The sequence below is a fragment of the Rossellomorea oryzaecorticis genome (genome assembly GCF_038405515.1).
Classification (GTDB): domain Bacteria; phylum Bacillota; class Bacilli; order Bacillales; family Bacillaceae_B; genus Rossellomorea; species Rossellomorea oryzaecorticis_A.
In genome coordinates this window covers 18,971-44,303 of the sequence record NZ_JBBYAF010000032.1, presented here as the reverse complement: position 1 = coordinate 44,303, position 25,333 = coordinate 18,971, and the positions used below count along the sequence as shown (strand labels likewise).

Genomic DNA, 25,333 nt, shown 5'->3' with positions numbered 1-25,333 from the left:
GAAGCGTTCACAGTTATGCGGGCGGTCAAAGCAACAGGCTTTTGAATAGATGTGGGGGAATGCAATATGAATCAGGATACAACGAAAATTCCACAGGCAACGGCTAAGCGGCTGCCGCTTTATTACCGTTTTATCAAGAATTTATACTCATCTGGAAAGCAGAGGGTGTCATCGAAGGAATTAAGCGAAGCAGTGAAGGTAGATTCGGCAACCATCCGCAGGGATTTTTCCTATTTCGGGGCATTAGGGAAAAAGGGTTATGGCTATAATGTTAACTATCTTCTCTCTTTTTTCAGAAAGACGCTGGATCAGGATGCATTGACCAAGGTAGTGCTGATCGGGGTCGGAAATCTGGGAACCGCTTTTCTTAATTATAATTTTATAAAAAACAATAATACGAAAATCGAGATGGCGTTCGAGGTGGATGAGTCAAAAGTTGGCACTCAGGTCGGGGATGTACCGGTATTTAACCTTGATGATCTGGAAGAAAAGCTTGAGGGTCAGAATATAGAAGTGGCAATCCTTACTGTGCCGGCTTCTTCTGCTCAAAATATCACAGACAGATTGGTTTCTTCAAAAATCAAGGGAATCCTCAATTTTACGCCGGCCAGGCTGACTGTACCGGATCATATCCGGGTTCACCATATAGACTTGGCTGTAGAACTTCAATCACTGGTTTACTTTTTGAAGCATTATTCTGAAGATGACACGGAAATGTCACAAGATGGAATTATTACGGAATAGAAAATTCTGTTGCTTTACGTTATGATAGAAGAGTACAAGAGGAGGTGTCTCATTATGCCAGTAGGTCCAGGTAGCCTCATAATCATTTTAATTGTCGCTTTACTAGTTTTTGGTCCAAAGAAATTGCCTGAATTAGGGAAAGCTTTCGGTAATACATTACGTGAGTTTAAAAACGCAACAAAAGGCTTAGCAGATGACGACGACGATAAAAACAAAAGTGCTAAGTAGAGTAGAGTAGGATGAATGCCATGAGTCAAAGTCAAAAAGACATGACAATGTATGAACATATAGGAGAACTGCAAAAACGACTCATGATTGTAGTCGTTTTCTTCTTGTTAGCGTTTGTAGCAAGCTTCTTTCTCGCAGAACCGCTGATTCGTTATCTGCAGCATGCAGACGAAGCGAAAGAGCTTACGATGAATGCTTTTCGTCTGACAGATCCGCTTAAGATCTATATGGAAATGATGGTATTCATTTCGCTGATTCTCACTGCACCGCTCATTTTATTCCAAGTCTGGTCATTTATCAGCCCTGGATTATATGAAACGGAGCGTAAGGTGACCCTCAGCTATATTCCTATCTCGCTGTTATTATTTCTAGGCGGACTGTCCTTTTCTTACTTCATCCTATTTCCGTATATCGTGGAATTCATGATGACGTTGTCTGATAGTCTTGAAATTCAACAAGTAATAGGGATAAATGAATACTTTCATTTCTTGTTTCAATTAACCATTCCATTCGGTCTATTATTCCAATTGCCTGTCGCGATGCTGTTCTTAACGAGACTGGGGATCATCACCCCGATGGTGATGGCGAAAGTACGTAAGGTTGCATACTTTATTTTGCTGGTCATCGCAGCCTTCATCACACCGCCGGACATCGTCTCTCACTTGATGGTGACCGTACCTTTATTCATCCTTTACGAAATCAGTATCTGGATTTCAAAGATCGGTTATAAAAAGGTACTTGAAGCGGAACAGAAGCTTGAGATGGAACAATATGAAGAAGAAAGAAATAAGGATTGATCCCTTTTGGGACCAATCCTTATTTTTTATTATGAAGCTGTTTTCTGATTTTGAAATGAATCATAATCATTCTGAGTCCTGACCCGAAGTCAAGGGTAGCCAGAAAGACAAGCATATAAGTGAAAAATCCCCAACCATCATCTCTTACACTCTGAACTGCAAAGTATGTGAAAAGTATTCCGAGCAGGAGATAGATCACTCCAGAGAAAAGCGGTGATCTTCTCATAGAAATAATCCTCCAATAAATCCTTGAATTTGTTCTGCTTCTTTCATGATTTTCTGAATTTCGTCCTTATAGATAGATTGTATCAGCACGACAGATGTATTCATCGCCACATGAGCAAAAATTGGCACGAGTATTCTCTTTGTTTTTACGTATAGGAACGCGAATGTAAAGCCCATTGCCGAATACAAGATGACATGCTCCGGTTCAAAGTGGGCAAGTGCGAATATGATTGAACTTACCAGCGCGGCAAAGAAGAAATTCATCTTTTCATACAGTACGCCGAAGATGATCTTCCTGAACACGATTTCTTCCAGGATAGGTCCAATCACAGCAGCCACGAGCATCGTCAATGGTACCTTCTCGATGATTCCGATGATCATCTGCGTATTTTCAGAACCCATTTCGATTCCCAGTGCATATTCGATTTGGATCGCAATCGACTGTGCAAAGAAGGCAATGAAAATACCTGCTACCGCCCAGCCTATGGAGCTTCCGGCATTGAGGGGGGCACTTCGTTCAAGATTCGTGCTTGTTTCACTTTTTCGGAGAATCGCCCACACCACGATCAGCGTCAACGTAAAGCTGATCATGAGCCAATATCCCGGAACAAGCTGCTTTACCTGATTAGCAGGCTCGCCAAGTACGTCCACCCCGATTTTATATAGAAGAGGAACTCCTACAATACTCGAAAGCTGCATCACAATATATGCGATCAATATATATCCAAAATGTTTTTTCAACGTTTCGTCTCCTTTAATCGTCATCTTGTTCAATTCTACTAAGAAATCGTGGAGTGTTCAAATGGTAGGTTTTTTTACCGGCTTTCTTAAGATTATTGTTAGTGGATTTAATTCCGCTGTTGGTTTCCGTGCAAGACTTCGCTTTCCGCGGGCGGCCGGTGAGCCTCCTCGTCGCTTCGCTTCTGCGGGGTCTCACCTGTCTCGCTTTTCCCGCAGGAGTATTCGTCTTGCACTCCAACCAACAGCTAGAACTAGTTCGTAACAACGATAAGCTTTTAAGTAAAGTCAAGCTGTTAAATTTTCGAACTCATATAAAAACCATAGTGGATTGTAGCGGAAGGCACTTGACTCCGACGGGAAATAGAGGAAAAGTCGAGACCCCACAGGCGGAACGCCGAGGAGGCTCGACTTCCTCCCCGCGGAAAGCAAGTGCCTGCAGCGAAAAGGAACGGTCTATTTTAAACTTTCATGATTGCGTCAAATCAACGGACCATATTAGAAGAAGAAAAAGGAATACAAAGACAAACCCGGACATAGTATAGAGAAGTGTGAAAAAAGGAGGAAAATGACGAAAAAAATTTTAAGCAGGACTCTTGCAAAATGAAAACGAATTAATTATTATAATAGTTGTGTTAGCACTCACAGTGAACGAGTGCTAATAAAAAACTATTTACATAATTTCAAGGAGGTTGTTTCACTTGTTAAAACCACTAGGTGATCGCGTCGTTATCGAGCTAGTCGAATCAGAAGAAAAAACAGCAAGCGGTATCGTTCTTCCGGATTCCGCAAAGGAAAAGCCGCAGGAAGGTAAAGTTGTTGCTGTAGGTACAGGTCGCGTTCTTGACAGCGGTGAGCGCGTTGCTCTTGAGGTGTCTGTCGGCGATCGAATCATCTTCTCTAAATATGCTGGTACAGAAGTGAAATACCAAGGCGCAGAATATCTGATCCTTCGTGACAGTGACATTCTGGCTGTTGTTGGCGAATAATTAACGAATCGATTATAAAACATTACTTTAAACAATAAGAGGAGGACTTTGAATATGGCTAAGGATATTAAATTTAGCGAAGAAGCACGCCGTTCCATGCTTCGCGGGGTAGATCAATTAGCAAATGCAGTTAAAGTAACTCTTGGACCAAAAGGACGTAACGTGGTACTTGAGAAGAAATACGGTTCACCACTTATCACAAATGACGGTGTAACAATTGCAAAAGAAATCGAACTTGAAGATGCATTCGAAAACATGGGTGCAAAGCTTGTTGCTGAAGTAGCAAGCAAAACAAATGAAATTGCCGGTGATGGTACAACAACTGCAACGGTTCTTGCACAGGCGATGATCCGTGAAGGTCTTAAAAACGTAACTGCGGGTGCTAATCCTGTAGGCGTACGTAAAGGGATTGAAAAAGCGGTTCAAACTGCGGTTGAAGAATTAAAAGCAATTTCCAAGCCGATCGAAGGAAAAGATTCAATCGCTCAAGTTGCTGCGATTTCAGCTGCTGACGAAGAAGTCGGTCAATTGATCGCTGAAGCAATGGAGCGCGTTGGAAATGATGGTGTCATCACTATCGAAGAATCTAAAGGATTCACAACTGAGCTTGATGTGGTGGAAGGTATGCAATTCGACCGTGGATATGCTTCTCCATACATGGTGACAGACTCTGACAAGATGGAAGCGGTTCTTGAAAATCCATACATCTTGATCACTGATAAGAAAATCGGAAACATCCAGGAAGTACTTCCTGTTCTTGAGCAAGTTGTACAACAAGGCAAGCCATTGTTGATCGTTGCTGAAGATGTTGAAGGTGAAGCACTTGCAACATTAGTAGTAAACAAACTTCGCGGAACATTCAATGCAGTGGCTGTTAAAGCTCCTGGATTCGGTGACCGTCGTAAAGCAATGCTTGAAGACCTTGCCATCCTTACTGGCGGTGAAGTCATCACTGAAGATTTAGGTCTTGACCTTAAATCTGCAAACATTACTCAACTTGGCCGCGCGGCGAAAGTTGTCGTAACAAAAGAAAACACAACAGTTGTAGAAGGTTCTGGAGATCCAGAAAAGATTGCAGCACGTGTGAACCAAATCCGTGCTCAACACGAAGAGTCTACTTCTGAATTCGATAAAGAAAAATTACAAGAGCGTCTTGCTAAGCTTGCAGGCGGTGTAGCAGTCGTTAAAGTCGGTGCTGCAACTGAAACTGAGCTTAAAGAGCGCAAACTGCGCATCGAAGACGCATTGAACTCTACTCGCGCAGCAGTAGAAGAAGGTATCGTTTCCGGTGGTGGTACTGCACTGGTGAACGTATACAACAAAGTCGCTTCAATCGAAGCTGACGCAGACGTTGCGACTGGTATCAACATCGTGCTTCGCGCACTTGAAGAGCCAATCCGTCAAATCGCTCACAACGCAGGACTTGAAGGTTCTATCATCGTAGAACGCCTGAAGAAAGAAGAAGTGGGTGTAGGATTCAACGCAGCAACTGGCGAATGGGTGAACATGATCGAAAAAGGTATCGTAGACCCAACCAAAGTTACTCGTTCCGCACTTCAAAACGCAGCATCCGTTGCAGCAATGTTCCTGACTACTGAAGCAGTAGTTGCAGACATTCCTGAAGAGAATGCTGGCGGAGGCATGCCTGATATGGGCGGCATGGGTGGCATGGGCGGCATGATGTAATCTGCCCCCTCAATCTTTAATGCGAAACAAAAGAAGCTTCTCATTAGTAACCAAACTAATGGGAAGCTTCTTTTTTGTTTCTTAATTTACTTGAATATAAAAATCTAACTTCTATTCTTTCTCTACCTTTCCCTTGCTTTTTTTAAATAATTTCCGGTTGTTTTCTTTTAAGGATTGCCATTCTTTTTTAAACTCTGCAATATCATTAGTAATTGTATCAAGTTTCTGAGATAAAGAAGAGATCTCCTTAGCTAAATTCTCTTGCATCTTGATTAGGGAAGTAAATTTATCTTCTTGTTCTTCTCCATTTTCAGTTGCTGGATTTTTTAGACTTCCCTTGGTTTCTAGGGAATTTAAGAGAGAGTCATTCTTAAGAAAAGTTGTTGCCAGATTCATAAGAGAACCCATAGATTTTTCATTCTTTAATAAATTGCCGGCCAGGTTCTTGAAAGCTTCATTCTCTAAAGAAACGTCGTTTTTTACGACACTCTTTTCCTCGTTATTTTCATTCATCATATAACCACCTCTTTAGTTGATAATAAGCATGCTGGAACTTCCTTATATCTTATGCTCGTTTATAAAAAAGTAGTGTGTATCTATCATATGTAAGGAAGTATTTTTCTTTATAGATTAAAAAACCTAGAAGATCATTTGCTAATCTTCTAGGTTTTATTGCTACAAAGGTTTTTTAAAATTAACAACCTTCACTAGCAATAGTATTGGCAAGTTCTCTAATCGCATCTCCAGTAGCTGTGTTGATTAATAAGTCTGCAAGCAGAGCTACAACAATCAACAGAAGATAGACTAAGAATCTTCCAAGAAGACAAAGTAAAGTACCTAGAGTATCTGTTTGTTGAACAGAAGCATCCATTTAACTTCACCTCCCTCTTAAATTTATTTTTATAAGAGGCCTCTTATATTGTACATACTATGAAATAAAAGAAAGAAGGTATGAGCGAACATAACAAGAATCAAAAAAGGGCTGTCCAATTTTTAAATAGATTGAAACTACTTAAGTCAACCCAAGTATGGTTCGTCTGCAGGTATACTTGTTCATACGAAATTTCAAATCATGAATACTATATAGAGAGTTTTCCGTAAAACGAAGGGAGGTAAGTAAATGAAAAAATCAAAAACCAAAGTTCTAACCAATCAAACCTTTTCAAATCCTGTGGAACGAGCAGAGTTTGATGATAACTGGAAAACAACTACTTCCCCCGAAGGCTATGTGATCTATGTTGCATTGGCTGAACGTTCTCAAATGGAAGTTTTACTAAACGATGGCTCAAGCAGGCTGGTCATTTTCCCGAAAAAGGCACGGTGAAAGTCGGAGGCGAGGGAACCACTCACTTCAGCAAGCCACATAAAACCATTATGATTTAAGCTGCTTATTCCACTGACCTCTCTATGAGTTCCCTCAATCTACTTAACTACAGAAAGGAGTGAAGTGATCTCATGGGAAAGTCTAATCATGAGCAATACTAAGTCTGTCAACTTTCCCAACCCTTTATATCAATCTTTACAGGGACGTTATTTTGTTGGACAGACTGAAATTCTTCGGTTGGGAAAAGGAAAGAATGCCTGGGGAGGGTTGTTTAACCCTGCTGATTCAGATGTGGATTTATTCGTCAATGCATTTACTGTCACGAACTATTCCAATCAACCGATTATAGCTGAAATTTGTTTCAATCCTAAACTTCCTGGGAAACCGGAAGTCTCAGATTTGGTGACCCCTGCAAACACATCCCTTTCTCCACTTCCGAAGCCGGAAGTAAAAATCTTATCTGCTGAGCTTGTCGGTAAGTCCCCAAGAAAAGGGATCAATGCATTTAAGCGAATTGTACCCCCGCAAAGCACGTTAACGAGTGATGAAGATGGAAAATTCATCTTTCCATCAGACGGGTCATTCGTGATTTTTTTAGTCTCACCGAATAATGAAATTGTGAATGCAGAAGTAGCTTTCGGCTGGTTTGAAAAGAAAGCAGGGAAGTAGCGTATTTATAAGTGGTCTCTCATCATAAAGATATGAGAGATCTATTTTATTGGCTTTAGTGAGCTTAATGTTGGATTTAACCCGTTCTAGCAGTTGATTGGAGTGCAAGACGAAGACTCCTGCGGGAAAAGTAGCTTATGTGAGACCCCGCAGGCAAAAGTGAACTGACCCCTTAAAGTTGGACACTATTTTTCTATGCAGCTAATTCGAATGCAGATCGATAACTTACCGGTGTTTTACGTTTTAATCTAGATTTAATTCTTAAATGATTGTAGTAGTAAATGTATTTTTCAAGTTCGTCTTTAAAATGCTCGATATTTTCAAATGATTGTAAGTAAAGAAATTCTGATTTAAGAATGCCAAAGAAATTCTCCATCACTGCGTTATCGTAACAGTTTCCTTTTCGAGACATACTTTGTGTAATGTTGTTTTCTTGAAGTATTCGTTGATATCGTGGAATTCTGTAATGCCATCCCTGATCCGAATGAATCAAGAGTTCGTCATCTTTCGATACGTTAACGAGTCCTTGTCTCAACATCTTCGCCACTAAGTCAAAGGTAGGTCTTGATTGAAGCGTATAGGAGATGATTTCCCCGTTGAATAGATCTAAAATGGGCGAAAGATATAATTTCTGGTCAAACAATTTAAATTCAGTAATATCCGTCACCCACTTTTGGTTTGGTTTATCTGCCCGAAAGTTACGGTTTAGGATGTTTGGAGCTACCTTGCCGACCTCTCCTTTATAAGAGTTATATTTTTTCATCCTAACAATGCATTGGAGACCAAGTTCTTTCATGATTCGGTACACTTTAATCACGTGTCCTTTTTCCTGTAGAGTATCGGTGATACGACGATACCCTAAACGTCCACCATGCCTACGGTAAATGAATTGAATTCTTCTTTTCCATTTACGATCGGTATCTGGCTTTTCCCAGGATTGAATCACATGGTAATAAGTACTTCTTGGTAGCTTCGCTACCTTCACCAATTGGTTGACCGGAAATTCATGCCTTAGCTCATAAACTACTTTCGCTTTGATTTCTTGGGTGATTCCTTTTCCTGAACTAAGGCTTTCAGCTTTTTTAAATACGCATTCTCCATACGAAGGTGTTCCAACTCTTTTTTCATCTCTTCTATGGATTGGTTAGAAGATTCGGTATCGGTACGATTCTTTTGATTGCGAGATGTCATAATGGATGTCCCCTTTTTAGTGGATTTAAGGGCATCTAATCCACCAAGCTCCCATTTCTTAATCCATCTACGAACCATACATGGATCCGGGATATGAAATATGGCCGATGCCTCTCGAATAGAGTAATTCGTTTCCTGTATAAATTGAATTACCCTCAGTTTAAAGGCTGATGGATAGTTTGTATAGGGAAAGGAGAATGCTTGTTCTCCATGATGACGGTATAACATCACCCAATACCTAAGTACGGCTTCGTCAACTCCTACATGAGTGGCTAATTCTCGATAGCTAAACAATTCATGAATATAACGTTTGGCAGCTTTAAGTTTTTCTTTATTACTAAATTTGGCCATAAGTGCACGCCTCCTATTGTTGGTGGGTGTCCAACAATAGGGGGGCGGCGCAAAAGCCGAGGAGGCTCACGGGCTACCCGCGGAAAGCGAAGTCTTGCACGGAAATCAACTGCGGTGATCAAGGTTTTTTCTAAAAAATTCCACTCACAGGTTTGAAGAATAAGGTAGAATGGGAAAAAAGCATCAGAAACCAAATATTGTCTAATTCGTACATAAGTGAGGATGCAAAAAATACAAAACAATCTGGAGGAGAACCGTATGAACCGGAAGAATCCCATTGCCGTCATTCTGTTGTGTTTCGCAGTAAGTCTGATGTTTCTTTCAGCCTGCAGCAGTTCTGCTGATACCAAAGCCGAGAAGGAAGAAGCGAAAGAAGAAGATAAATATGAAAAGCTCGTGAAGGAAAAAAATAAAGAATTGGAGCTTGCACCGATTGAATTGACTTCCTATAGTGAAGAAATCGGTGTGACGCTGGCGGACCCTGAATATAAAGAGTTTGCCGCAAATGGAAAGGTCGTCGTGGAAGGAGAGATCGAGAAGCACAACGATTTGAAATCGGGCTATGCCTGGATCAAGGTTCGGTCGAAGGAGGAAGGTCCGGCCGGGGATCAGCTTGAGTATTATACACCTATCGAGGACGGGAAGTTCAAGCAATCGATGCATTTCTTCAACGGTGAGGGAGAATACAGCGTGAAGATACAGCTGCCTAGTAAGGATCAAGAGAACTATTTTTATGATACGGCATCTTTCACTGTACATAATGTCAATCCTAACAAGAAGCGGGATGTGACGTATACTCCGTTTGGCCGCGGCGCCGATTTGGAAGTTAGTGTCGATTCCAGCTATACGAAGGAAAATGAAGTGTTCGCCCTGCAAGGTAAAGCGGGCCAGTTGACGGATAGCGATACTATCATGCTAAAGTTGAAAAAGGATAGTGAAACTTGGACGCATGTCATTCCGGTTAAAGGTGGAACATTCTCCTATGACGTGCCTCTATTTTATGGAAAAGGGGTTCATGAGCTTGAAGTGCTTGTTCCTGATGAGGAAAGGGAGAATTACTATCAGACAGCAACAACGATTCTAATCGATAACGAGTCTGATCGAACGATGAGTCCGATTGAGTACTCCGAGACTTACATGGAGCGTGGGGTCACCTTGGAATCCCCGCAATATGGAGGGGAAGAGACAGATGGATTGTACACGGTAAAAGGGACAATCGATCGGAGAGACGAGTTCGGTCCGGAAACCGATCATATCTATATCAAGACGAAAAAAGGAGAGGATGAAGCGCTTGATGTCATTCCTGTGGAAGATTTCACATTCGATGATTCCTTCTACCTCCGATTTGGTCCAGGTACATACGAGGTGACCTTGAGTGTACCGGAAATCAAGGAAGAAAATAGTGATTCCTTCAGGTTCTACGGCTTTGCCAAGTTCGAAGTGGAGTCGACTGGTGAGGATAAAAGGGACCTCCTGCCTTCAAGAGGTGTGGAATCCGATCATCCAGCGATTGAAGAATTAGCTCAAAAGCTGACAGCCGGTAAGAAGACAGACCGTGAAAAAGTGAAGGCAATCTATGATTACACAGCGAAGAATGTCAGCTATGATGTAGAAAAGCTTGAAAATGAAGATTTCGAGTGGGATGACAGTGCCATGAAAACACTCGACGAGGAAACGGGCGTCTGCCAGGACTATGCTTATCTCGCCATCGCACTTTTAAGGGCAAGCGATATTGAGGCGAGATTCGTTGAAGGGATGGCAAGGGGCGGCTGGTGGCCGCAGCGGCATGCCTGGGTCGAGGCGAAAGTGAACGGCAAGTGGCTGACGATGGATCCGACGTGGGGATCCGGCTACATCAAGGATGATAAGTTTGTAGCGGATTTCAATGAGAAATATTTCGACCCGGATCCGGCCGAGTTTGAAAAGACACATACCCGGACAGGAGTGGCTTATTAATATCGGAGATTAGAAGAATGATAGAAAGATTCAGAAACCAATCATGGAAACGTTGAAAAAATAAAATGCAGCCAGCCTTCTATTAAGGGTTAGCTGCATTTATTTTTATGCTAAGCTAAAGAATTCATAGTAAAGGAAATTGAGCAGATACCCATCTAATAAATTCGTTTCGATATGACAAGCGTGAGAAACGATGCCGTACTGTCTGCCAGCCCAGGGCAGGGGTGTTGTCGGGAGCTACAGGGGTGAAATCAGGAACGGCGGCCTGGGTGGTTGTGTGCAGGCCCTGCAAGTGGATATGATAAAGTAATAGAAAAAGGAGAGGAAAGGGATTTATATGACGAAGAAGTACTATTATGAAGATGCTTACCTAACCACATTTGAAACGACCATCAGTCATCAGGGACAGGAGGAAGACGGGCGCTGGTTCGTCCTGTTGGAACAGACGGCTTTTTACCCGACAGGCGGGGGCCAGCCGTTTGATGAGGGTGTCCTTAATGGAATACCAGTGAACAATGTAGAAGAGGTGGACGGCCAGGTCCGTCATTATATTGATAATCCTTTTGAAAATCCTTCTGCCAATATAAAAGGGGAAATCGATTGGAACAGACGCTATGATCATATGCGGCAGCATTCAGGGCAGCATATATTATCAGCTGCATTTGCTGAAGCCCATGGCTATGAAACGATCAGCTTTCATCTCGGAAAAGAAATCTTGACGATCGACCTCGATGTAGCGGGAATGACAGAGGAAGAAGCTCTTCAAGCAGAAGACCTCGCGAATAAAATCATCGGTGAAGCAAGGCCGATCGAAACGAAGTGGATGACAGCGGATGAAGCAGCTACTTATCCTCTTCGGAAGCAGCTTTCTGTAGCTGAAGATGTCCGGCTGGTCATCATCCCGGGATTTGATTATAACGGCTGCGGCGGAACGCATCCCCGCTTCACTTCTGAAGTAGGGGCAATCAAGATTCTGGATTGGGAAAAGCATAAAGGACATATCCGTTTACAGTTTGTGTGCGGCAGCCGGGTGCTGGCTCAATTACATCAAAAACACCAAGTGATAAAGGAACTCACCGGAATTCTCCAAGCACCCCAGGATAAGATGGAAGAGGCTGCTCAGCAGCTGCTGGAAAAAATGAAAACACAGGACAAAGAGATGGAAGAAATGAAACAGAAACTTTTAACATATGAAGCAAAGGAACTTTCTCTAACAGCGATTGCATTCGCAGAAGGTTCAACCTTCATGCAAAAAGCCTATCAAAATCGTCCTATCCAGGAACTTCAAAAGCTTGCCCGCCAGATCATTTCAGATCATGATGAAGCTGTAGTTTTCCTGGCAGTCCAAAACGGTGACAAGCTTCAGCTGGTCGGAGCTAAAGGCAAGCAGCCAGACGTCCACTTAAAGGAGCTTGCCCCCAAGATCTTCTCCATGATCAACGGAAAAGGCGGAGGCAAAGAAGACTTTATCCAAGGAGGGGGAGAAGCGGCTCTTTCCCCTGAAGAACTAATCAATCACATCCAAAAGCTTCTTTTATAAACAGGTAGGAAAGCTCCTCTTCAATGATGGGGAGCTTTCAATATGTCCTGGGGTATTAGTAAAATTCCACTTTCATAAATAATTCCAATTACCCACTAAATTTAACATTTGTAATAATTCACCTAAAACTTACCATATTTAAAAGAAAACACTCTATTGAATTAACGGATAATAAACTTTTGGCACACACCTTAATACCTGTTTTTTCATGATTAATTTCCCTTCGTATAGTTCTAAAATAACAGACAATATTCGACAAATTCCTGCAGTCATTGACGTTAGTAGGATGGGGTGATAATTAATATATAGGAAAAAATTATGAACAAAATAAGACATTCAGGTTTTTAAACCTGAAATCTGTGGTAAATAAGAGTTGAATTAATTCCAAAATATTGAAAAGTAATACATTTGTATCATTTATGGGTGGAATTGACATCGAAAGAGTTTCTAAATCGTAAATACAACAAGAGGGAGGAGAGCAGCTTCCAAGGTACTTAGCTATGTAACAATCTAAAATCTATTTTTCGTATTTATAGAAAGAAAGGAACATTGTGAATGCTTGAATCGAAGAGGAAGGCCATTATTTTTATTGTTTTATCACTATTGCTAGCTCTTACAGCAGGTTTTTTCGTTTTACAAAAAGTCAGAGCTCTAAATACACAGCTAGGCGGGATGACTGAAGTTATCGTAGCGGGTGAAAATATTAATTCTCGTACATTGCTAGAACCTAACCAAGTTACAACCATGAGTATTCCAAATAAGTTTGTAACAGGGTCCCATATAACTAAGGGAAAAGATCTCAAAAACAGTGTTTCCGTTGTGGCCCTGAAAGAAGGGGACATCATCACTAAGAATATGATCAAGCCATATTCCAACGTTAGTGACGCAAACAATCGATTGGTAACGATGGTCAGTTCAGATAAGGTTTATTTTGATGAGAAGTTAGAAAACCTCGATCGTGTTGATATTATTGTTTCTCAAACACTCGAGGGGAAGCCAAAAACAGAACTCTTCATGAAGGATGTAAGAGTGGCGAATATCCTTTCAAATAAAGAAGAGAAGTTCGCTGGTGTGAAGTTGGAGATAGCAGCTGATGAAGCACCAAATTTAATTCATATGCAAAACTATGCTGACAGTATAAGAATTCTTAAGGCCAACGTAGGGAAAGCTTCAGCTGAAGAGGAGCCCCAAGAAAAACAAGAAGAATCTAAAACTGCTGAAACAACACAGCAAGAACCTGAAAAAGAAGAACAGCCAAAACAAGAACCCAAGAAAGAAGATGCTGATAAGAAGAAACAGCAGTAATGTTGGAGGCACACATAATGAATGAAAACAAGTACTTAATTATTAGTAACAATGAGTCTGTTACAAAGCAATTTATAAGTTTACTTGCCGGTTTTACTAGTGTAGAGGCCATCAAATACGATGACGTGAAATCAGATTTTGACCGGCTTGCACCAGATGTAGTTTTCTTGATTCAAAGTGAAGAAGATAGCGGAATAGACTTAATTCAGTATATGCAGAGTATAAATAGCGATCATCTCTTAATCTATATAGCTATAAATACAGAATTCGAGACGTTAAGGGCCGCTACGAGGGCTGGGGTTGCAGACTTTTTTGTGATACCTGATGAACTTAATTCGTTAGCAAGCAAACTGGATAAAATTGATCACCTAGCGAAGGAAAAAAGGGCTTCAACTGATGAAGCAGCTGCAACAAACACAAAGTCTTTTAAAAAGGGAAGAGGAATGATTTATTCCTTTTACAGTGGCAAGGGAGGTTCAGGGAGAACGCTTGTATCTTCCACATTTGCACAAACGTTGAAACTCGAGTCTACCGCACAAGTCATATTCATTGATTTGAATCTTCAGTTTGGGGGAAGCGAAACATTTTTATCAATTGAGAGCAATCGATCACTGGCTGACCTTTCTCCAGTCATCGATGAATTAAACGAAAACCATATCCGGAATGTATCTGAGAAAGAGAAGCATTCAAAGCTCGAAGTACTGCTGAGTCCACGGGATGCAGAAGTTGGGGAAAGCGTGACTGAAGATTTTATTTCAACGCTATTAAGAACATGCAGAAGGAATTACGACTTTGTTGTGGTAGACCTTCCTGTTCAAATCAATGAACAAACTTATCGGGCTTTAGAAGAATCTGACCGTATCTGCTATGTACTGAATTTGGATACACCTTCCTTGCAAGTATTAAGGCAGGTAGAACTCTTATTTAATAGATTGGGCATCGACGCTAAAGAAAGAATGGGACTGGTTATAAATAAGGTTAGTAAGGACAATGAAATCCAACCAGGAGATGTCAAAAACCTCACCAGCTATCCTATAGAAGTAAAGATAAAAAATGATTCCCGTGCACTTCAATCCTATGTCAATAAAGGTGAGATTGTAAGGAAGGAAGCCAATGAAAAGAAATTGCCTCCGTTTGCAAAAGATATTCACAAATGGGTAATTTCTAAGCTGGGATAACTAAAGATAGGTGATTCTAATGGCTCTATTTAAAAACAGCAGAACACAAAAAGAACAAGAAAATCATAGAGTGTCCAGTCTGGATAATCCGTATGTTGATGAATTGGTAAGCCACTATAAAGCAAGGTTACTTAGAGAAGCGAACTTAGAGGCGCTTACTAATTTATCTCAAGGAGAAATGAGGCTCAGAATTGAACAGCTTGTCAGTCAATTTATGACCGAAGAAAAGGTTGTCATTCCCCGTCACGATAAAGAGCTCTTATTAACTAGACTGATAGATGAATCCGTGGGTTACGGACCTTTAGAACCGTTGCTGAATGATGAGTCGATCACAGAGATATTAATCAATGGCAGTCAAGAGGTATTCATTGAAAGGGGCGGTACACTCGAACTTACAAATATAACTTTTAGGGATGAAAAGCACGTCAGGCATATTATTGACAGAGTCGTCGCTCCTCTTGGCAGAAGAATTGATGAAAGCTCTCCAATGGTTGATGCAAGATTACCGGATGGCAGCCGTGTGAATGCGGTTATTCCTCCTGTCAGTTTAAATGGGACACTTATCTCAATACGTAAGTTCCGCCAAGATCCCTTTAAGATGTATGACTTACTAGAGTTCAATTCTTTAAACGAAGCTATGAGTGAATTCATTCAAGCGGTTGTAAAGTCCAAGATGAACATCTTAATTTCAGGAGGAACAGGCAGTGGGAAAACCACTCTGCTAAATGTTCTTGGTAATTCAATTCCTGTTCGTGAGAGGGTTATTACCATAGAGGATTCTGCTGAGCTGAAACTTGATAAATCTAATGTAGTTGGAATGGAAGCCAGGCCTCCAAACGTAGAAGGAAAAGGAGAGGTTTCCATAAGGCAATTGGTTAAAAATGCGCTTAGAATGAGACCGGACAGAATCATTGTAGGGGAAGTCCGGGGACCTGAAGCCTTTGATATGCTCCAAGCTATGAACACAGGGCATGAAGGTTCAATAACAACAGTCCATGCGAATACCCCATCAGATGCATTAAGGCGTATTGAAGGTATGGTTGTGATGGCCGGGATGGACCTGCCTACTCATATAGTAAGAGAGTATATTGTAGGTGCACTAGACATTATCGTACAAGGAGAACGCTTAACAGATGGTTCCCGTAAAATCACCTCAATCTCAGAAGTAGTTGTAGATGAAAACGGTAAAATCCATGTACATGAAATCTTTAAGTTTCAGAAATACGGACTTAATGATTCTGGCAAAGTGTTAGGGGATTTCGTTGCTACAGGTTATAAACCTAGGTGCTTGGAAAGACTGCAGATTTTCGGTCAGGACCTGTCTCCTAAACTGTTTGAAGAGGGGGAGAGCTATGCTTCCAGCAATCTTATATAGCCTGGCTGTCTTAGTAGGGATTTTCGGCGTATACAGCTATCTCGGCTATCGTTCTGAAAAAAGGAAGTGGAACCAGAAAGTCGGTAAGTGGTTCGAAGGAAGTGAAAAAAGAAAAAGCTTTATCGTTCTTTTAGGGGATCGGTTTGATCAAACTAAGCTGGCACAGCCAATGCAAAAAAAGTTACGGGAAGCAAATGTCCCCCTGACTCCTTCAGAGTTTTACGGGATGTTAATCGTCGGAGGTATGGCAATCGCCGTTTTTTCAAACAGTCTTTTCGGCATTTCATTTCCCTTTAATTTAATTATTGCGGTTGTGTTGGTAGTGATCATCTACTATTTATTGTTTGCACTAAGAAAGAATAAACATCAAGAGAGACTGAATGAGCAGCTTTCTGAAGTATGCCGGCTGCTCGGTAACTCCGTCCGGGCAGGGATGACAATCCAGCAAGGGTTAGCATTAGTAAGTCATGAGGTAAATTCTCCGGCAAAAGAAGAATTCAAAAAATTATCTCACGAATTAGCACTGGGGGTTGATTTCGAACAGGCTCTGAGGGAAATGCAAAACCGAAATGTTTCGAGGGATTTTAAGCTTTTTATAGCTACCCTCCTGATACAGAAAAATGCAGGTGGTAACCTTCATGCGGTCCTGGATGAGATGTCCAAGACATTGGAAGAAAGAAAGATACTGGGACAAACAATCAAGACAATGACTGCCGAGCAACGGTTTGTGTCTTATATCCTTCCAGCCATGCCAGTCTTTATTCTCTTGATGATGAACCAGATGGTAGACGGTTTTCTGGATAATCTGTTTACTATACCAGGGGCAATTCTTGGATTCATGTTTATAGCAGGAACTGTCCTCTCATTTGTATTAATAAGAAAAGTCTCCAATATAAGGGTGTGAGAAGATGGATGCCTTAATTCTTGTTTGCATTATACTTTTTTGGTTTATGTTTATTCTCGGCATGAGGCATTTATATGTCTATCTGCAAAAGAAACAAGAACTGCAAGTACATCTTAATGAGTCTGTTGCAAACTTTGAACAGTCACTTAGAAAAAAAGAAACGTTGACGTCAAAGATTCTAAAGAAAGTACTAAAATACGGTGATGATTTTTCGTCTATTGGTCAAAGGGTTAACTTCTTCAGTGAAGAAAAAGACGTGGAAGATTGGCTTCGTAAATCTGGAAACAGTCTCGAATTGACTGTTGAGAGGTTTCAAGGAATCAAGATTTATCTAGCATTTATTGGGTTGGTAAGTGGAATCATTCTTTTTATCATTCAATTCCCATTATCTCAATTCGCAGTAGCGTTATTTCCGGTGGCAGGTTATTTCATCCCTATTATCCTATTAAAAAATCAGGCGAAAAAGAGGCAAGAGGAACTTCGTTATGATTTACCGGATTTTCTGGATACTGTGAGTGTCAGCCTGCAGGCGGGAATTGATTTGGATAAGGCACTTCGGGAGGTGATTCAATTCTTTGATGGCCCGCTTAGAGAAGAGTTTTCAAGGTTCCTGCATGAAATTAATCTAGGAGTCCCCAGGGAAGAAGCATATCGGCAGTTGATGGAAAGAAACAGCAATCCTGAGTTTCAAAACTTAATAAAGTCATTGATTCAGGGATTAAAACTCGGGGTCCCGATAGCCACTACCTTTAAAATACAGGCAGATGACATGAGGGAAATCAGAAAAGAACAAGTAAAAGAAAAGGCGGCTAAAGCTTCGCCAAAGATAACATTAATTACAACATTTATCATCGCCCCTACAGCAATGCTTCTCGTCGGTGGATTGATGGTGATGAATCTCCTATTCGGAGATAATAATATTTTTGATCTAGTGAAATAACCCGAATGGGTGAACATATTAAAAACATTTCTAGGAGGAACAAACATGAAAAACTTATGCGCAAAATTATATTCCAAGGTACAAACTTATACAGGAAATGAAAGAGGTTCGCAGGCTCTAGAGTGGATCGGGGTTGCAGCTGTTATTATTACGATTGTGACTTTGTTGTCTGCTGCAGTTAGTAGTAACGGGGATGGCGTAGAAGGTATGGTAGGATCTATTTTCCAGAAAATTCAAGACATGATTGGTAGTTAATGAGGAGTAATCTCCTTACTAATTACAGGCCCAGAAGTGTTTCTGGGCCTACTCTATATTTCAACAAGAAAACTACTATTATTACTGTATAAAGGAGACGTATTACTTGAGTAAGAAATATATTATTTCAATAGTTATTTTATGTTTATCCTTAGTGTTCATAGGTTGTGAATCAAAGAGTGAGAAATCTGACGGTAATAATAAAACAGATAAGGTATCCGAAGAGCCTACAAAGAAAAAACAAGATGAAGAAGAAAAAGATTCACTCTCTGTGTATCCTGATTTGACATCAGCGCCGGAGGCCCCTGAAACATTGGAAGAAGTAATTGATTATCCAGCGGGTCCGTTTGCAAATGCGGATTTTGATGAAGAAAACAAAGAAGTCATAGACGCTGTAAATGAACTTCCTGTAATTAAGGGGAAGGTAGAGGAAGAGTTCCTCGAAGCTTATTGGAATCAACTACTTTCTCTATTCGCTTTAGATTACAAGGATCCTCAAGTCATATTAGAAAAACTGAAGGTTAAGTCATTTGGGAGTCCAGATATAGAAGATCCACGTTATCAATTCAAAGATAATCTCAATGTAGAAATCATACTTGACGCAAGCGGCAGCATGAAGGGGCAAGTAAACGGAAGAACCAAAATCGATTTAGCAAAAGAAGCCATTGATACTTTTGCGTCTTCCCTTCCCGAAGAGGCAAAAGTTGCACTTAGGGTGTATGGTCATAGGGGAACAGGGAGCGACGCAGACAAAGAAATGTCCTGTAAGGCAAACGAAAAGATTTATGATTTTCAAAGCTACGATAAAAGCAAATTAAATCAAGCTCTGAATGGTGTCAACGCAAAAGGATGGACCCCGGTTGCAGCTTCGCTGGAGGAAGCTCAAAAAGATCTGTCTCAATTTCCAGCAGAACAAAACACCAATATCATTTTCCTTGTGAGTGATGGAATAGAAACATGCGATGGAAATCCTGTTGATGTAGCAAAGTCATTAAAAGATTCTAACGTAAGTCCAATTGTAAATATTATTGGATTCGACGTTGATGCTGCAGGCCAAAGACAGTTGCAGGATGTGGCTGAAAGTGCCTCAGGTTCTTATGCCAACGTATACGATCTAGATGAATTAAACGATGAGTTTAATCGAGCAGAAGAAATTGCTGAGCAATGGGAACAGTGGAAAAAGAAAGCACTTAATGAAAACGATCTTCAAGAATATCTAAATACAAGTGAGATATTTGAATATAAAGGTGATTGGTCTACTAAGCACATTAAAGAAAACAACAACCTTTTGGGAGCGATTCTCTACCTTAAAGCAGAAGGTAAATTAACTAATGAAGCCCATAAATTTTTATCTGATAAAGCCAATGAAAGACAATCAACTATAGTAAATTACTCTAAGGAAATTGCTAATGAACTCCATAAGGTAAATAAAGCTACTTACGAAGAAGCGAAAAAATTAATCAATGAAAAATTTAATTCAAATCAAGATTAAGGGGAGGAAAAGATGTTCAAAAGAAGGTTAAAAAAAGTTTTGGCCCTTTTAGCAGTTGTTTTTCTGCTTTCTTTAAACTTGGTGCCCTTTCTCACACCTGCTAACGCAATTGAAGGATTCAATTTAGATATTGAGGGATTCAATTTAGAACAGGAAGGGTTTAACTTAGAAGTTGAAGGCTTTGATTTGGAAGTAGACCCTTTTTCCCTTGAAAGCAGGGTCGGTGAAGCTGGCGACCCATGGTCGAATATTGGTAAAACTCCAATTCTATCACCTGTAGGCCCTGTAAAACCAATTGAACTACCGAATGGAGTGAAATTGAAACCGAACGGGGATGGCACCTTCACACCTGTTCAACCAGAAAATGGGCCTCCATTGAAAAATAACCCTGACTTTAATAACGATCTAACTGTATACATAAATGATAATCAAGACCTCATGACTAGGTTAGAAGTTAGAAACCAGCCAGGTAAGCCGGGTGGAGTCACCGATGACGAGCCGAAGGTTTCATGGCAGGATGCCATGAAGTTTGTGGCTAATGATATCGGTGGAACGACAGTGAGTTTTGCAGGAGAGATGACTGCTATTAGTAATTCCTACGCAGACGCTCTAAACCCTGCAAATACTGTAGATACCGCAGCTTTGAATAGGCAAAGCTGGAGAACAGTAGGCAGTTTTAAGTGGAATATGACTACTGGTCTATATAAGATGGCTACCAAAGGGACTGGCCTTGAGTGGACTGGTGATGTCTATGATACGGGAGTCAATGGTCATACAACAGCACAAAACATGTACAATGTTGGTAAAGCTGGTTACAGTGAACTTGCAAAAAGGTTTGGACGAGATATTCCATTACCTAATTGGAAACCTATAAGCAGATTAAATATCGGGGTTGCAGCAATAGGAACTGTAACATCTGGTATAGATACAGGATCAAAATGGTATGCAGCATACAATGCAAGCTCAGATACAGAAAGAAATAAGTTGATGGGTGAAACAATCGGATCTATGGGTGAAACGTTAATGAATGCTAGTGTACTGGTTGCTGCTACACCGATCCCTGGAGCACAAGTAATTGGTGCTGGAATGGCAGCGGTAGGTGGAATCATGTGGCTAGGAGCAACAGCGTATAAATACCGAAAAAAAATCTCGGAATTCATTAGAAGTACTGAATTAGGAAATAAAATCTTAGACTCTGAACCTGTAAAAAAAGTTAAAGAAGCCGGTAAAAAAGCTTGGGATTGGACTAAGAAAACTTTTTTCGGAGGATAGGCTAATCAATGAGTAAATTAAACAAAAAGTCAAAAAATGCAATAAAAGAAAAGAAAAAATGGAATGAACGTATAGAAGTTTCTCGTCATATTGCAGAAATAAATGGAGAATTATATTACTATGTTCTATTCTTAAATTTATTTGGTATCCCTCAAGGAGCAGTAGCAATTAGAAATGATGGTTATATGCCTGAAAGAAGCATTGCAAAAAAAGTTGTTTTTAAAGTAAGTTCCTATAATAATATTATGCGTTTTGCTGGTCAGGCTAAAGATGGGATGAAAGATATTGTCAAGCGGCCAATTAAAACAATGAATACGGTTGAGAAACAGGTTAAAGAATATTTTGGTGAGGTGATTCCTTTAGAACATCCACTCTATAAAGAATTAACCTTGTTAATTAGCTTGTGTCACACTATGCAGGATAACCAACCGAAATTTGAACAAATGTTTAAAGAAATATTCGCGATTTTGGAGTCTCAAGAAGTAAAAAAAGTATTAAATGCGGAGACATTTGATAGGCTACATGAAATCTTTATTGAATGGCATGTGCTTTTATATAAAGAGCAGCGTATGCAGCTACTAAATTTCAATGATATCCCTTTAATCCAGCAACATGTGGACAGGAGTGAAAAGGGAAAGAAATTAAATAAAACATTGGAAAATATGCATACGGAAAAAAGAAGAAAATCGTTTGTTAACTTTTTAGAAGGCGTTATTCACAAGGAGGTAGGGGATATTAGTAATTTGTCCTACTCTCCAGAAGACCTTGAAGCTTTTAGACAACTGAAGATTAAAGAAGGATATCAAAGGTTTGAGACAAACCTTGCTCCAGATATTAGAAACTAAGGGGATGAACTATGGAGTTCAAATTACCACTCAGAATCTATTTTAAAAATATTGAATCAGTTCTACTGATTTCTATTATAGTGCTGTTACCTGCCTTACTCTTCCATAACTATGTCACAAGTGTAAGTTATTATATCGCAGCGATCTACGATAACCCTTTCTTTGGAGACATGACCAATATATTGTTTCTATTACTGTTATTCATGATTTGTCAAATTCCTTTCATAGCTTTTACGTTTAGTGAAATGGAAGATGAAGAAAATAAGCTGAAAAAATCCTTTGGCGTCTTTTTGAAATTTGGGTTTTCTGTATTTTTATTTGCGATCCTTTATACAGTTTTAAGCATTTTAGGACTTCTGGCTTTCGTGATACCAGGTATCTTAATCATGGTGTTTTTATTTCCTTTACCTTATATCACTGTTTTAAAGGATCAGCCGATAAGGAAAGTATGGAGAACTGCCTTCTTATTAGCTAAGAAGCATTTCTTTAAATTATTGATGTTACTTGTATCAATCTCTCTTATTGAAATGCTCCTGGGTTACGCAGTAAATATAGGAATTTCTTTTATTACACAAAACACATTGGCTTTTGTCATTTGCAACATGCTTATTAATCTATTGTTATTCCCACTGCTAATCATTATCATTTCAGCAAATATAAAAAAATGGTACGACATGGCTGATTTTTATTCAGGAAAATTACAAAGTCGTGAAGTACCTGTATAACAGGAGATGAAATCATGCTTAAAGGACTTTTAAAAGATAATAAGGGCTCTATCAGTCTTGAGTTTATAGGAGTCTTACCTTTTTTCTTCCTGTTTATGATGCTGGTCTTTCAGGGCTTTGTTTTAGGATATGCCTTAATCACATCACAGTCTGCAGTTAATGAAGCGGCCAAGGTGTACGCAGAAGGAGATACACTTATTGAAAGTAGAGAAGCAGCGCAGAAAATTGTTGGGAATAGCTCATATTTAACCCTAAATAGTTTAACCATTCCTTCTCAAGGCAGTGATGGGGATTTTGAAGTTAGAGCAAATGTGTCTATTGACTTAATGTTTATACCTGATAAGTGGAAAAATATTTCTTCCATTACATTTAACCAGTCTGCCAGCAGTAGGGTGATCGACAGTGAATTTAATTAAGAATGATAGAGGACATATCAGTATATTGATGATTTGGCTGCTCCTATTAACTGGGTTGGTCATTGTTTTTTCGGTTAATATCATGGGGGCCTTTGCGGTAAAACAACAAACATCGACCGCCTCTCAACAAGCTGCTTTAACCGCAACGGATATCATATATGACTATACTCTGCTGGGGGTAAAGAAATACGATGAGACGTTAATAGGTATTGGAGAAGGAATGATTGAAGGGAAATCCATTGAGAAGAAAATTAAAGACCGAAAAGAAGAATATATGTGGACAAGGGATATTTCTGAAAACAAAGCATTAAGGCTTTCGGTAAATGAGATACTCAGAGAGGAGATTCCAGGTAACGACAAGTTAAGAGATGCCGTGAAGAATGAAGTCAACAACGCTGTAGATGAAATTCCTAGTAGAGTCTCAAATAAACTTTATTCTAATAATGTTAGTTCTACTAACTATAAAGTTAAACTTTTTGATAGTGATCAACGGGTTGTAATAGAAGGGACCGGGGAATTCAACTCAGTTGAAGCTGACAATTTTATTGGTAGTTTTACAAAAAATATAAAACAGGTTTCAAAAGGTCCTAGAATTCCATTTATTGATGAACTAGATTTTGAAAATCGAATGATTTCATCTTACTAATATTTTAAGGGGGTTGCAGAATGTCCAAAAAAGAAAAACGCTGGAGAAGATTTTACTTATTCCTGATGATTTTTTTCTATGCAATTTATGTACCGGTATCAGTAATAGAATGGCTGGCTGGAGATGGCGGACTCCCTCTGACGGCAGTAGTAGTGGGAATAGCAATGCCATATATGAGAAAGAATCATATTCACCAGATACAAATGAGGGAAAATACGGGAGCTTGAAAAATATATGTTCAAGCTCTTTTTCACAAGATGATACTTCCATTTTAAGGAATAATTATAGAAGACAAGGAGATTTATTATGAATACTAAAAACAAATTATTTACGCTGCTCCTCGTATTCGTGGTTGGATTACTTGCAGCATGCAGTTCAGAAGAAGCAAGTTCTGAATCCAAAAGTGAAAAAGATCAAAAAAAGAAAACCGAAGAAGTAAAAAAGGAATCTGAAGAGAGCAAAAAAGATGATGAGGAAAAAATAGTTGAAGAGAAGGAAGAAGATAATCAAGAAAAAGAAGAAAAAAATGAGAGTACTGGTGTTGAACCTAATCAAACGACTCCATAGGAACAACTTCGCTTTACTCGGATTAGCTTCTTCCACGATTATATGGCACCAGACCGTCAGCCAAAACCAGGAATTTGGATTTATACAAAGGAAGATCATCCAGAAATGTTCGATGACGAGCAGTATGATTGGGATAAATACGACATGCTCTTGTGGCAGATTTCGGATGAAGAAATGAAAGGAAAGTCTTATAAGACTGATAGCCTTATGCTCAATGAGAATGAGATTACGATTAAGGTTAATTTCTATTATGGAGAAACAGATCCTGAAGGGAAATTCCCAAGACAATATCTTCTCGTTGAAAAAGGAATATTAGATGGTAAGACATTTAAGATTGAAACGATTGATGGGGAAGAGTTGTCGCTGCAATAGTTTAAATCCCAGTATTCTCATAGAAATAAAAGCTTGATACTATTTTCAAGCTTTTTCTATAGAACAAAACTTCCATTTTAAGTAATGTTTAAGATTCAAAATACCCATAAGTGGTGTAAATTGAAATTAATAAGGAGTGATTTAGGTGAACTCATTAGATGCAAAGAAACGAGTAAACTTAATGGGGATCATTGCTTCAATTAGTCTGGGAATACAGCTATTGATTGTTGTTATTACCATAGGGGTTGGGCAGTCGATAATTCCTGGATTGAATATTTGGAGCTTTATTGATTTGGCAATCGGGCTCATATTAGTCATTTGGCTGTTTGCTAAGAAAAGCAGGACAGCAGCGGTCGGTCTTCTCCTTATGTATTTATTAGCACAGATTCTTATGCTATTTTCATTAGAAAATACAACAGTGGGCTTCTGGACAGGTAGGTTAATTATGATGGCTTTATTCATTACTGTATACTCTCGTGGTGTGCATGCAGCATTTGTTTACCATCGCCTGAATAACAAAAAAGACATGGCTAGTACAAACGAATCCATATCTTCTTAATTCTTAATATATAAAACTTTACTAGTATAAATTTTATTTGCGTA

General features: G+C 39.7%; 29 protein-coding genes and 2 pseudogenes. 25 read left to right on the top strand and 6 right to left on the bottom strand.

The annotated features are described in order from the left end of the window. Window positions 1–66: 66 nt before the first annotated feature. The 3 genes from AAEO50_RS15385 to tatC are packed head-to-tail and all read left to right on the top strand — an operon-like array spanning window position 67 to window position 1,769. Window positions 67–744, top strand: a complete 678-nt coding sequence (locus AAEO50_RS15385; RefSeq protein WP_341985173.1) for a redox-sensing transcriptional repressor Rex — start codon at window positions 67–69, stop codon at window positions 742–744. A 54-nt stretch (window positions 745–798) separates the two neighbouring features. Next, window positions 799–972 (top strand): twin-arginine translocase TatA/TatE family subunit, encoded by a 174-nt coding sequence (locus AAEO50_RS15380; RefSeq protein WP_175986501.1) that lies wholly within the window; start codon window positions 799–801, stop codon window positions 970–972. A gap of 20 nt (window positions 973–992) precedes the next feature. After that, window positions 993–1,769, top strand: coding sequence for a twin-arginine translocase subunit TatC (gene tatC, locus AAEO50_RS15375; RefSeq protein ID WP_341985172.1), 777 nt, complete (start codon window positions 993–995; stop codon window positions 1,767–1,769). 19 nt (window positions 1,770–1,788) lie between these two features. On the opposite strand, the gene AAEO50_RS15370 is transcribed toward tatC, so the two are convergent. From AAEO50_RS15370 to AAEO50_RS15360, 3 genes and pseudogenes are all read right to left on the bottom strand, one after another. After that, window positions 1,789–1,995 carry a YdiK family protein gene (locus tag AAEO50_RS15370; RefSeq protein WP_341985171.1) on the bottom strand — a complete coding sequence of 69 codons (207 nt, stop codon included), beginning with the start codon at window positions 1,993–1,995 and terminating at the stop codon, window positions 1,789–1,791. Further along, window positions 1,992–2,735: a type II CAAX endopeptidase family protein gene (locus tag AAEO50_RS15365; protein WP_341985170.1), complete on the bottom strand. Its 744-nt coding sequence runs from the start codon at window positions 2,733–2,735 to the stop codon at window positions 1,992–1,994. Before AAEO50_RS15365 ends, AAEO50_RS15370 begins: the two co-directional genes overlap by 4 nt. Window positions 2,736–2,792: 57 nt before the next feature. Beyond that, window positions 2,793–2,977, bottom strand: a pseudogene (locus tag AAEO50_RS15360) (hypothetical protein). A gap of 456 nt (window positions 2,978–3,433) precedes the next feature. Between AAEO50_RS15360 and groES the strand changes: the two are divergent. Both groES and groL read left to right on the top strand, forming a co-directional pair. Further along, window positions 3,434–3,721: a co-chaperone GroES gene (gene groES / locus AAEO50_RS15355; protein WP_175986508.1), complete on the top strand. Its 288-nt coding sequence runs from the start codon at window positions 3,434–3,436 to the stop codon at window positions 3,719–3,721. A gap of 54 nt (window positions 3,722–3,775) precedes the next feature. Further along, on the top strand, window positions 3,776–5,407 hold the full coding sequence (groL, locus tag AAEO50_RS15350) for a chaperonin GroEL (protein WP_175986509.1): 1,632 nt from the start codon (window positions 3,776–3,778) through the stop codon (window positions 5,405–5,407). A gap of 111 nt (window positions 5,408–5,518) precedes the next feature. Here the strand turns inward: groL and AAEO50_RS15345 are convergent, their stop codons facing one another. After that, complete coding sequence (locus tag AAEO50_RS15345) at window positions 5,519–5,920, bottom strand: hypothetical protein (protein WP_341985169.1); 402 nt, start codon at window positions 5,918–5,920, stop codon at window positions 5,519–5,521. A gap of 181 nt (window positions 5,921–6,101) precedes the next feature. After that, window positions 6,102–6,278: a hypothetical protein gene (locus AAEO50_RS15340; protein WP_341985168.1), complete on the bottom strand. Its 177-nt coding sequence runs from the start codon at window positions 6,276–6,278 to the stop codon at window positions 6,102–6,104. Window positions 6,279–6,527: 249 nt separating this feature from the next. Here AAEO50_RS15340 and AAEO50_RS15335 point away from each other — a divergent pair. Together AAEO50_RS15335 and AAEO50_RS15330 are read left to right on the top strand one after the other, a co-directional pair. Further along, window positions 6,528–6,790, top strand: a pseudogene (locus AAEO50_RS15335) (hypothetical protein). A gap of 88 nt (window positions 6,791–6,878) precedes the next feature. Beyond that, window positions 6,879–7,400, top strand: coding sequence for a DUF6143 family protein (locus AAEO50_RS15330; protein ID WP_341985167.1), 522 nt, complete (start codon window positions 6,879–6,881; stop codon window positions 7,398–7,400). A gap of 193 nt (window positions 7,401–7,593) precedes the next feature. Here the strand turns inward: AAEO50_RS15330 and AAEO50_RS15325 are convergent. Next, window positions 7,594–8,942 (bottom strand): IS3 family transposase gene (locus AAEO50_RS15325; protein ID WP_425383206.1). Its coding sequence is split into 2 segments (ribosomal slippage): window positions 7,594–8,471 and window positions 8,471–8,942, totalling 1,350 coding nucleotides; the frame shifts between segments, so codons are not numbered across the junction. A 258-nt stretch (window positions 8,943–9,200) separates the two neighbouring features. On the opposite strand from AAEO50_RS15325, the gene AAEO50_RS15320 reads away from it, so the two are divergent. The 18 genes from AAEO50_RS15320 (at window position 9,201) to AAEO50_RS15235 (ending at window position 25,289) form a co-directional block, all read left to right on the top strand. Then, window positions 9,201–10,898, top strand: coding sequence for a transglutaminase domain-containing protein (locus AAEO50_RS15320; RefSeq protein WP_341985166.1), 1,698 nt, complete (start codon window positions 9,201–9,203; stop codon window positions 10,896–10,898). Between the two features lie 337 nt (window positions 10,899–11,235). Beyond that, on the top strand, window positions 11,236–12,438 hold the full coding sequence (locus AAEO50_RS15315) for an alanyl-tRNA editing protein (RefSeq protein WP_341985165.1): 1,203 nt from the start codon (window positions 11,236–11,238) through the stop codon (window positions 12,436–12,438). A 555-nt stretch (window positions 12,439–12,993) separates the two neighbouring features. After that, entirely contained in the window at window positions 12,994–13,743 is a 750-nt protein-coding gene (locus AAEO50_RS15310) for a flp pilus assembly protein CpaB (RefSeq protein WP_341985164.1), read from the top strand. Between the two features lie 17 nt (window positions 13,744–13,760). Then, entirely contained in the window at window positions 13,761–14,921 is a 1,161-nt protein-coding gene (locus tag AAEO50_RS15305; RefSeq protein WP_341985163.1) for an AAA family ATPase, read from the top strand. Between the two features lie 19 nt (window positions 14,922–14,940). Then, window positions 14,941–16,296, top strand: a complete 1,356-nt coding sequence (locus AAEO50_RS15300; RefSeq protein WP_341985162.1) for a CpaF family protein — start codon at window positions 14,941–14,943, stop codon at window positions 16,294–16,296. Then, a complete protein-coding gene (locus AAEO50_RS15295; RefSeq protein ID WP_341985161.1) occupies window positions 16,274–17,200 on the top strand; it encodes a type II secretion system F family protein in 927 nt (308 codons plus the stop codon). Before AAEO50_RS15300 ends, AAEO50_RS15295 begins: the two co-directional genes overlap by 23 nt. A gap of 4 nt (window positions 17,201–17,204) precedes the next feature. Further along, a complete protein-coding gene (locus AAEO50_RS15290; protein WP_341985160.1) occupies window positions 17,205–18,140 on the top strand; it encodes a type II secretion system F family protein in 936 nt (311 codons plus the stop codon). A 45-nt stretch (window positions 18,141–18,185) separates the two neighbouring features. Beyond that, the gene (locus tag AAEO50_RS15285; protein WP_341985159.1) at window positions 18,186–18,395 is read left to right on the top strand and encodes a hypothetical protein; all 210 of its coding nucleotides are present in this window, start codon (window positions 18,186–18,188) and stop codon (window positions 18,393–18,395) included. Between the two features lie 106 nt (window positions 18,396–18,501). Further along, window positions 18,502–19,887, top strand: coding sequence for a vWA domain-containing protein (locus AAEO50_RS15280; protein ID WP_341985158.1), 1,386 nt, complete (start codon window positions 18,502–18,504; stop codon window positions 19,885–19,887). A 12-nt stretch (window positions 19,888–19,899) separates the two neighbouring features. Then, window positions 19,900–21,159, top strand: coding sequence for a hypothetical protein (locus AAEO50_RS15275; protein WP_341985157.1), 1,260 nt, complete (start codon window positions 19,900–19,902; stop codon window positions 21,157–21,159). Between the two features lie 8 nt (window positions 21,160–21,167). Then, window positions 21,168–22,004 carry a hypothetical protein gene (locus AAEO50_RS15270; RefSeq protein ID WP_341985156.1) on the top strand — a complete coding sequence of 279 codons (837 nt, stop codon included), beginning with the start codon at window positions 21,168–21,170 and terminating at the stop codon, window positions 22,002–22,004. An 11-nt stretch (window positions 22,005–22,015) separates the two neighbouring features. Beyond that, the gene (locus tag AAEO50_RS15265) at window positions 22,016–22,729 is read left to right on the top strand and encodes a hypothetical protein (protein ID WP_341985155.1); all 714 of its coding nucleotides are present in this window, start codon (window positions 22,016–22,018) and stop codon (window positions 22,727–22,729) included. 14 nt (window positions 22,730–22,743) lie between these two features. Further along, window positions 22,744–23,145: a TadE/TadG family type IV pilus assembly protein gene (locus AAEO50_RS15260; RefSeq protein WP_341985154.1), complete on the top strand. Its 402-nt coding sequence runs from the start codon at window positions 22,744–22,746 to the stop codon at window positions 23,143–23,145. Beyond that, window positions 23,132–23,791 (top strand): hypothetical protein, encoded by a 660-nt coding sequence (locus AAEO50_RS15255; protein WP_341985153.1) that lies wholly within the window; start codon window positions 23,132–23,134, stop codon window positions 23,789–23,791. Before AAEO50_RS15260 ends, AAEO50_RS15255 begins: the two co-directional genes overlap by 14 nt. Before the next feature lie 20 nt (window positions 23,792–23,811). After that, window positions 23,812–24,018 (top strand): hypothetical protein, encoded by a 207-nt coding sequence (locus AAEO50_RS15250; RefSeq protein ID WP_341985152.1) that lies wholly within the window; start codon window positions 23,812–23,814, stop codon window positions 24,016–24,018. Between the two features lie 79 nt (window positions 24,019–24,097). Next, entirely contained in the window at window positions 24,098–24,358 is a 261-nt protein-coding gene (locus tag AAEO50_RS15245) for a hypothetical protein (protein WP_341985151.1), read from the top strand. A 42-nt stretch (window positions 24,359–24,400) separates the two neighbouring features. Then, window positions 24,401–24,730: a hypothetical protein gene (locus AAEO50_RS15240; protein WP_341985150.1), complete on the top strand. Its 330-nt coding sequence runs from the start codon at window positions 24,401–24,403 to the stop codon at window positions 24,728–24,730. 145 nt (window positions 24,731–24,875) lie between these two features. Beyond that, on the top strand, window positions 24,876–25,289 hold the full coding sequence (locus tag AAEO50_RS15235; protein WP_341985149.1) for a hypothetical protein: 414 nt from the start codon (window positions 24,876–24,878) through the stop codon (window positions 25,287–25,289). Window positions 25,290–25,333 lie beyond the last annotated feature (44 nt).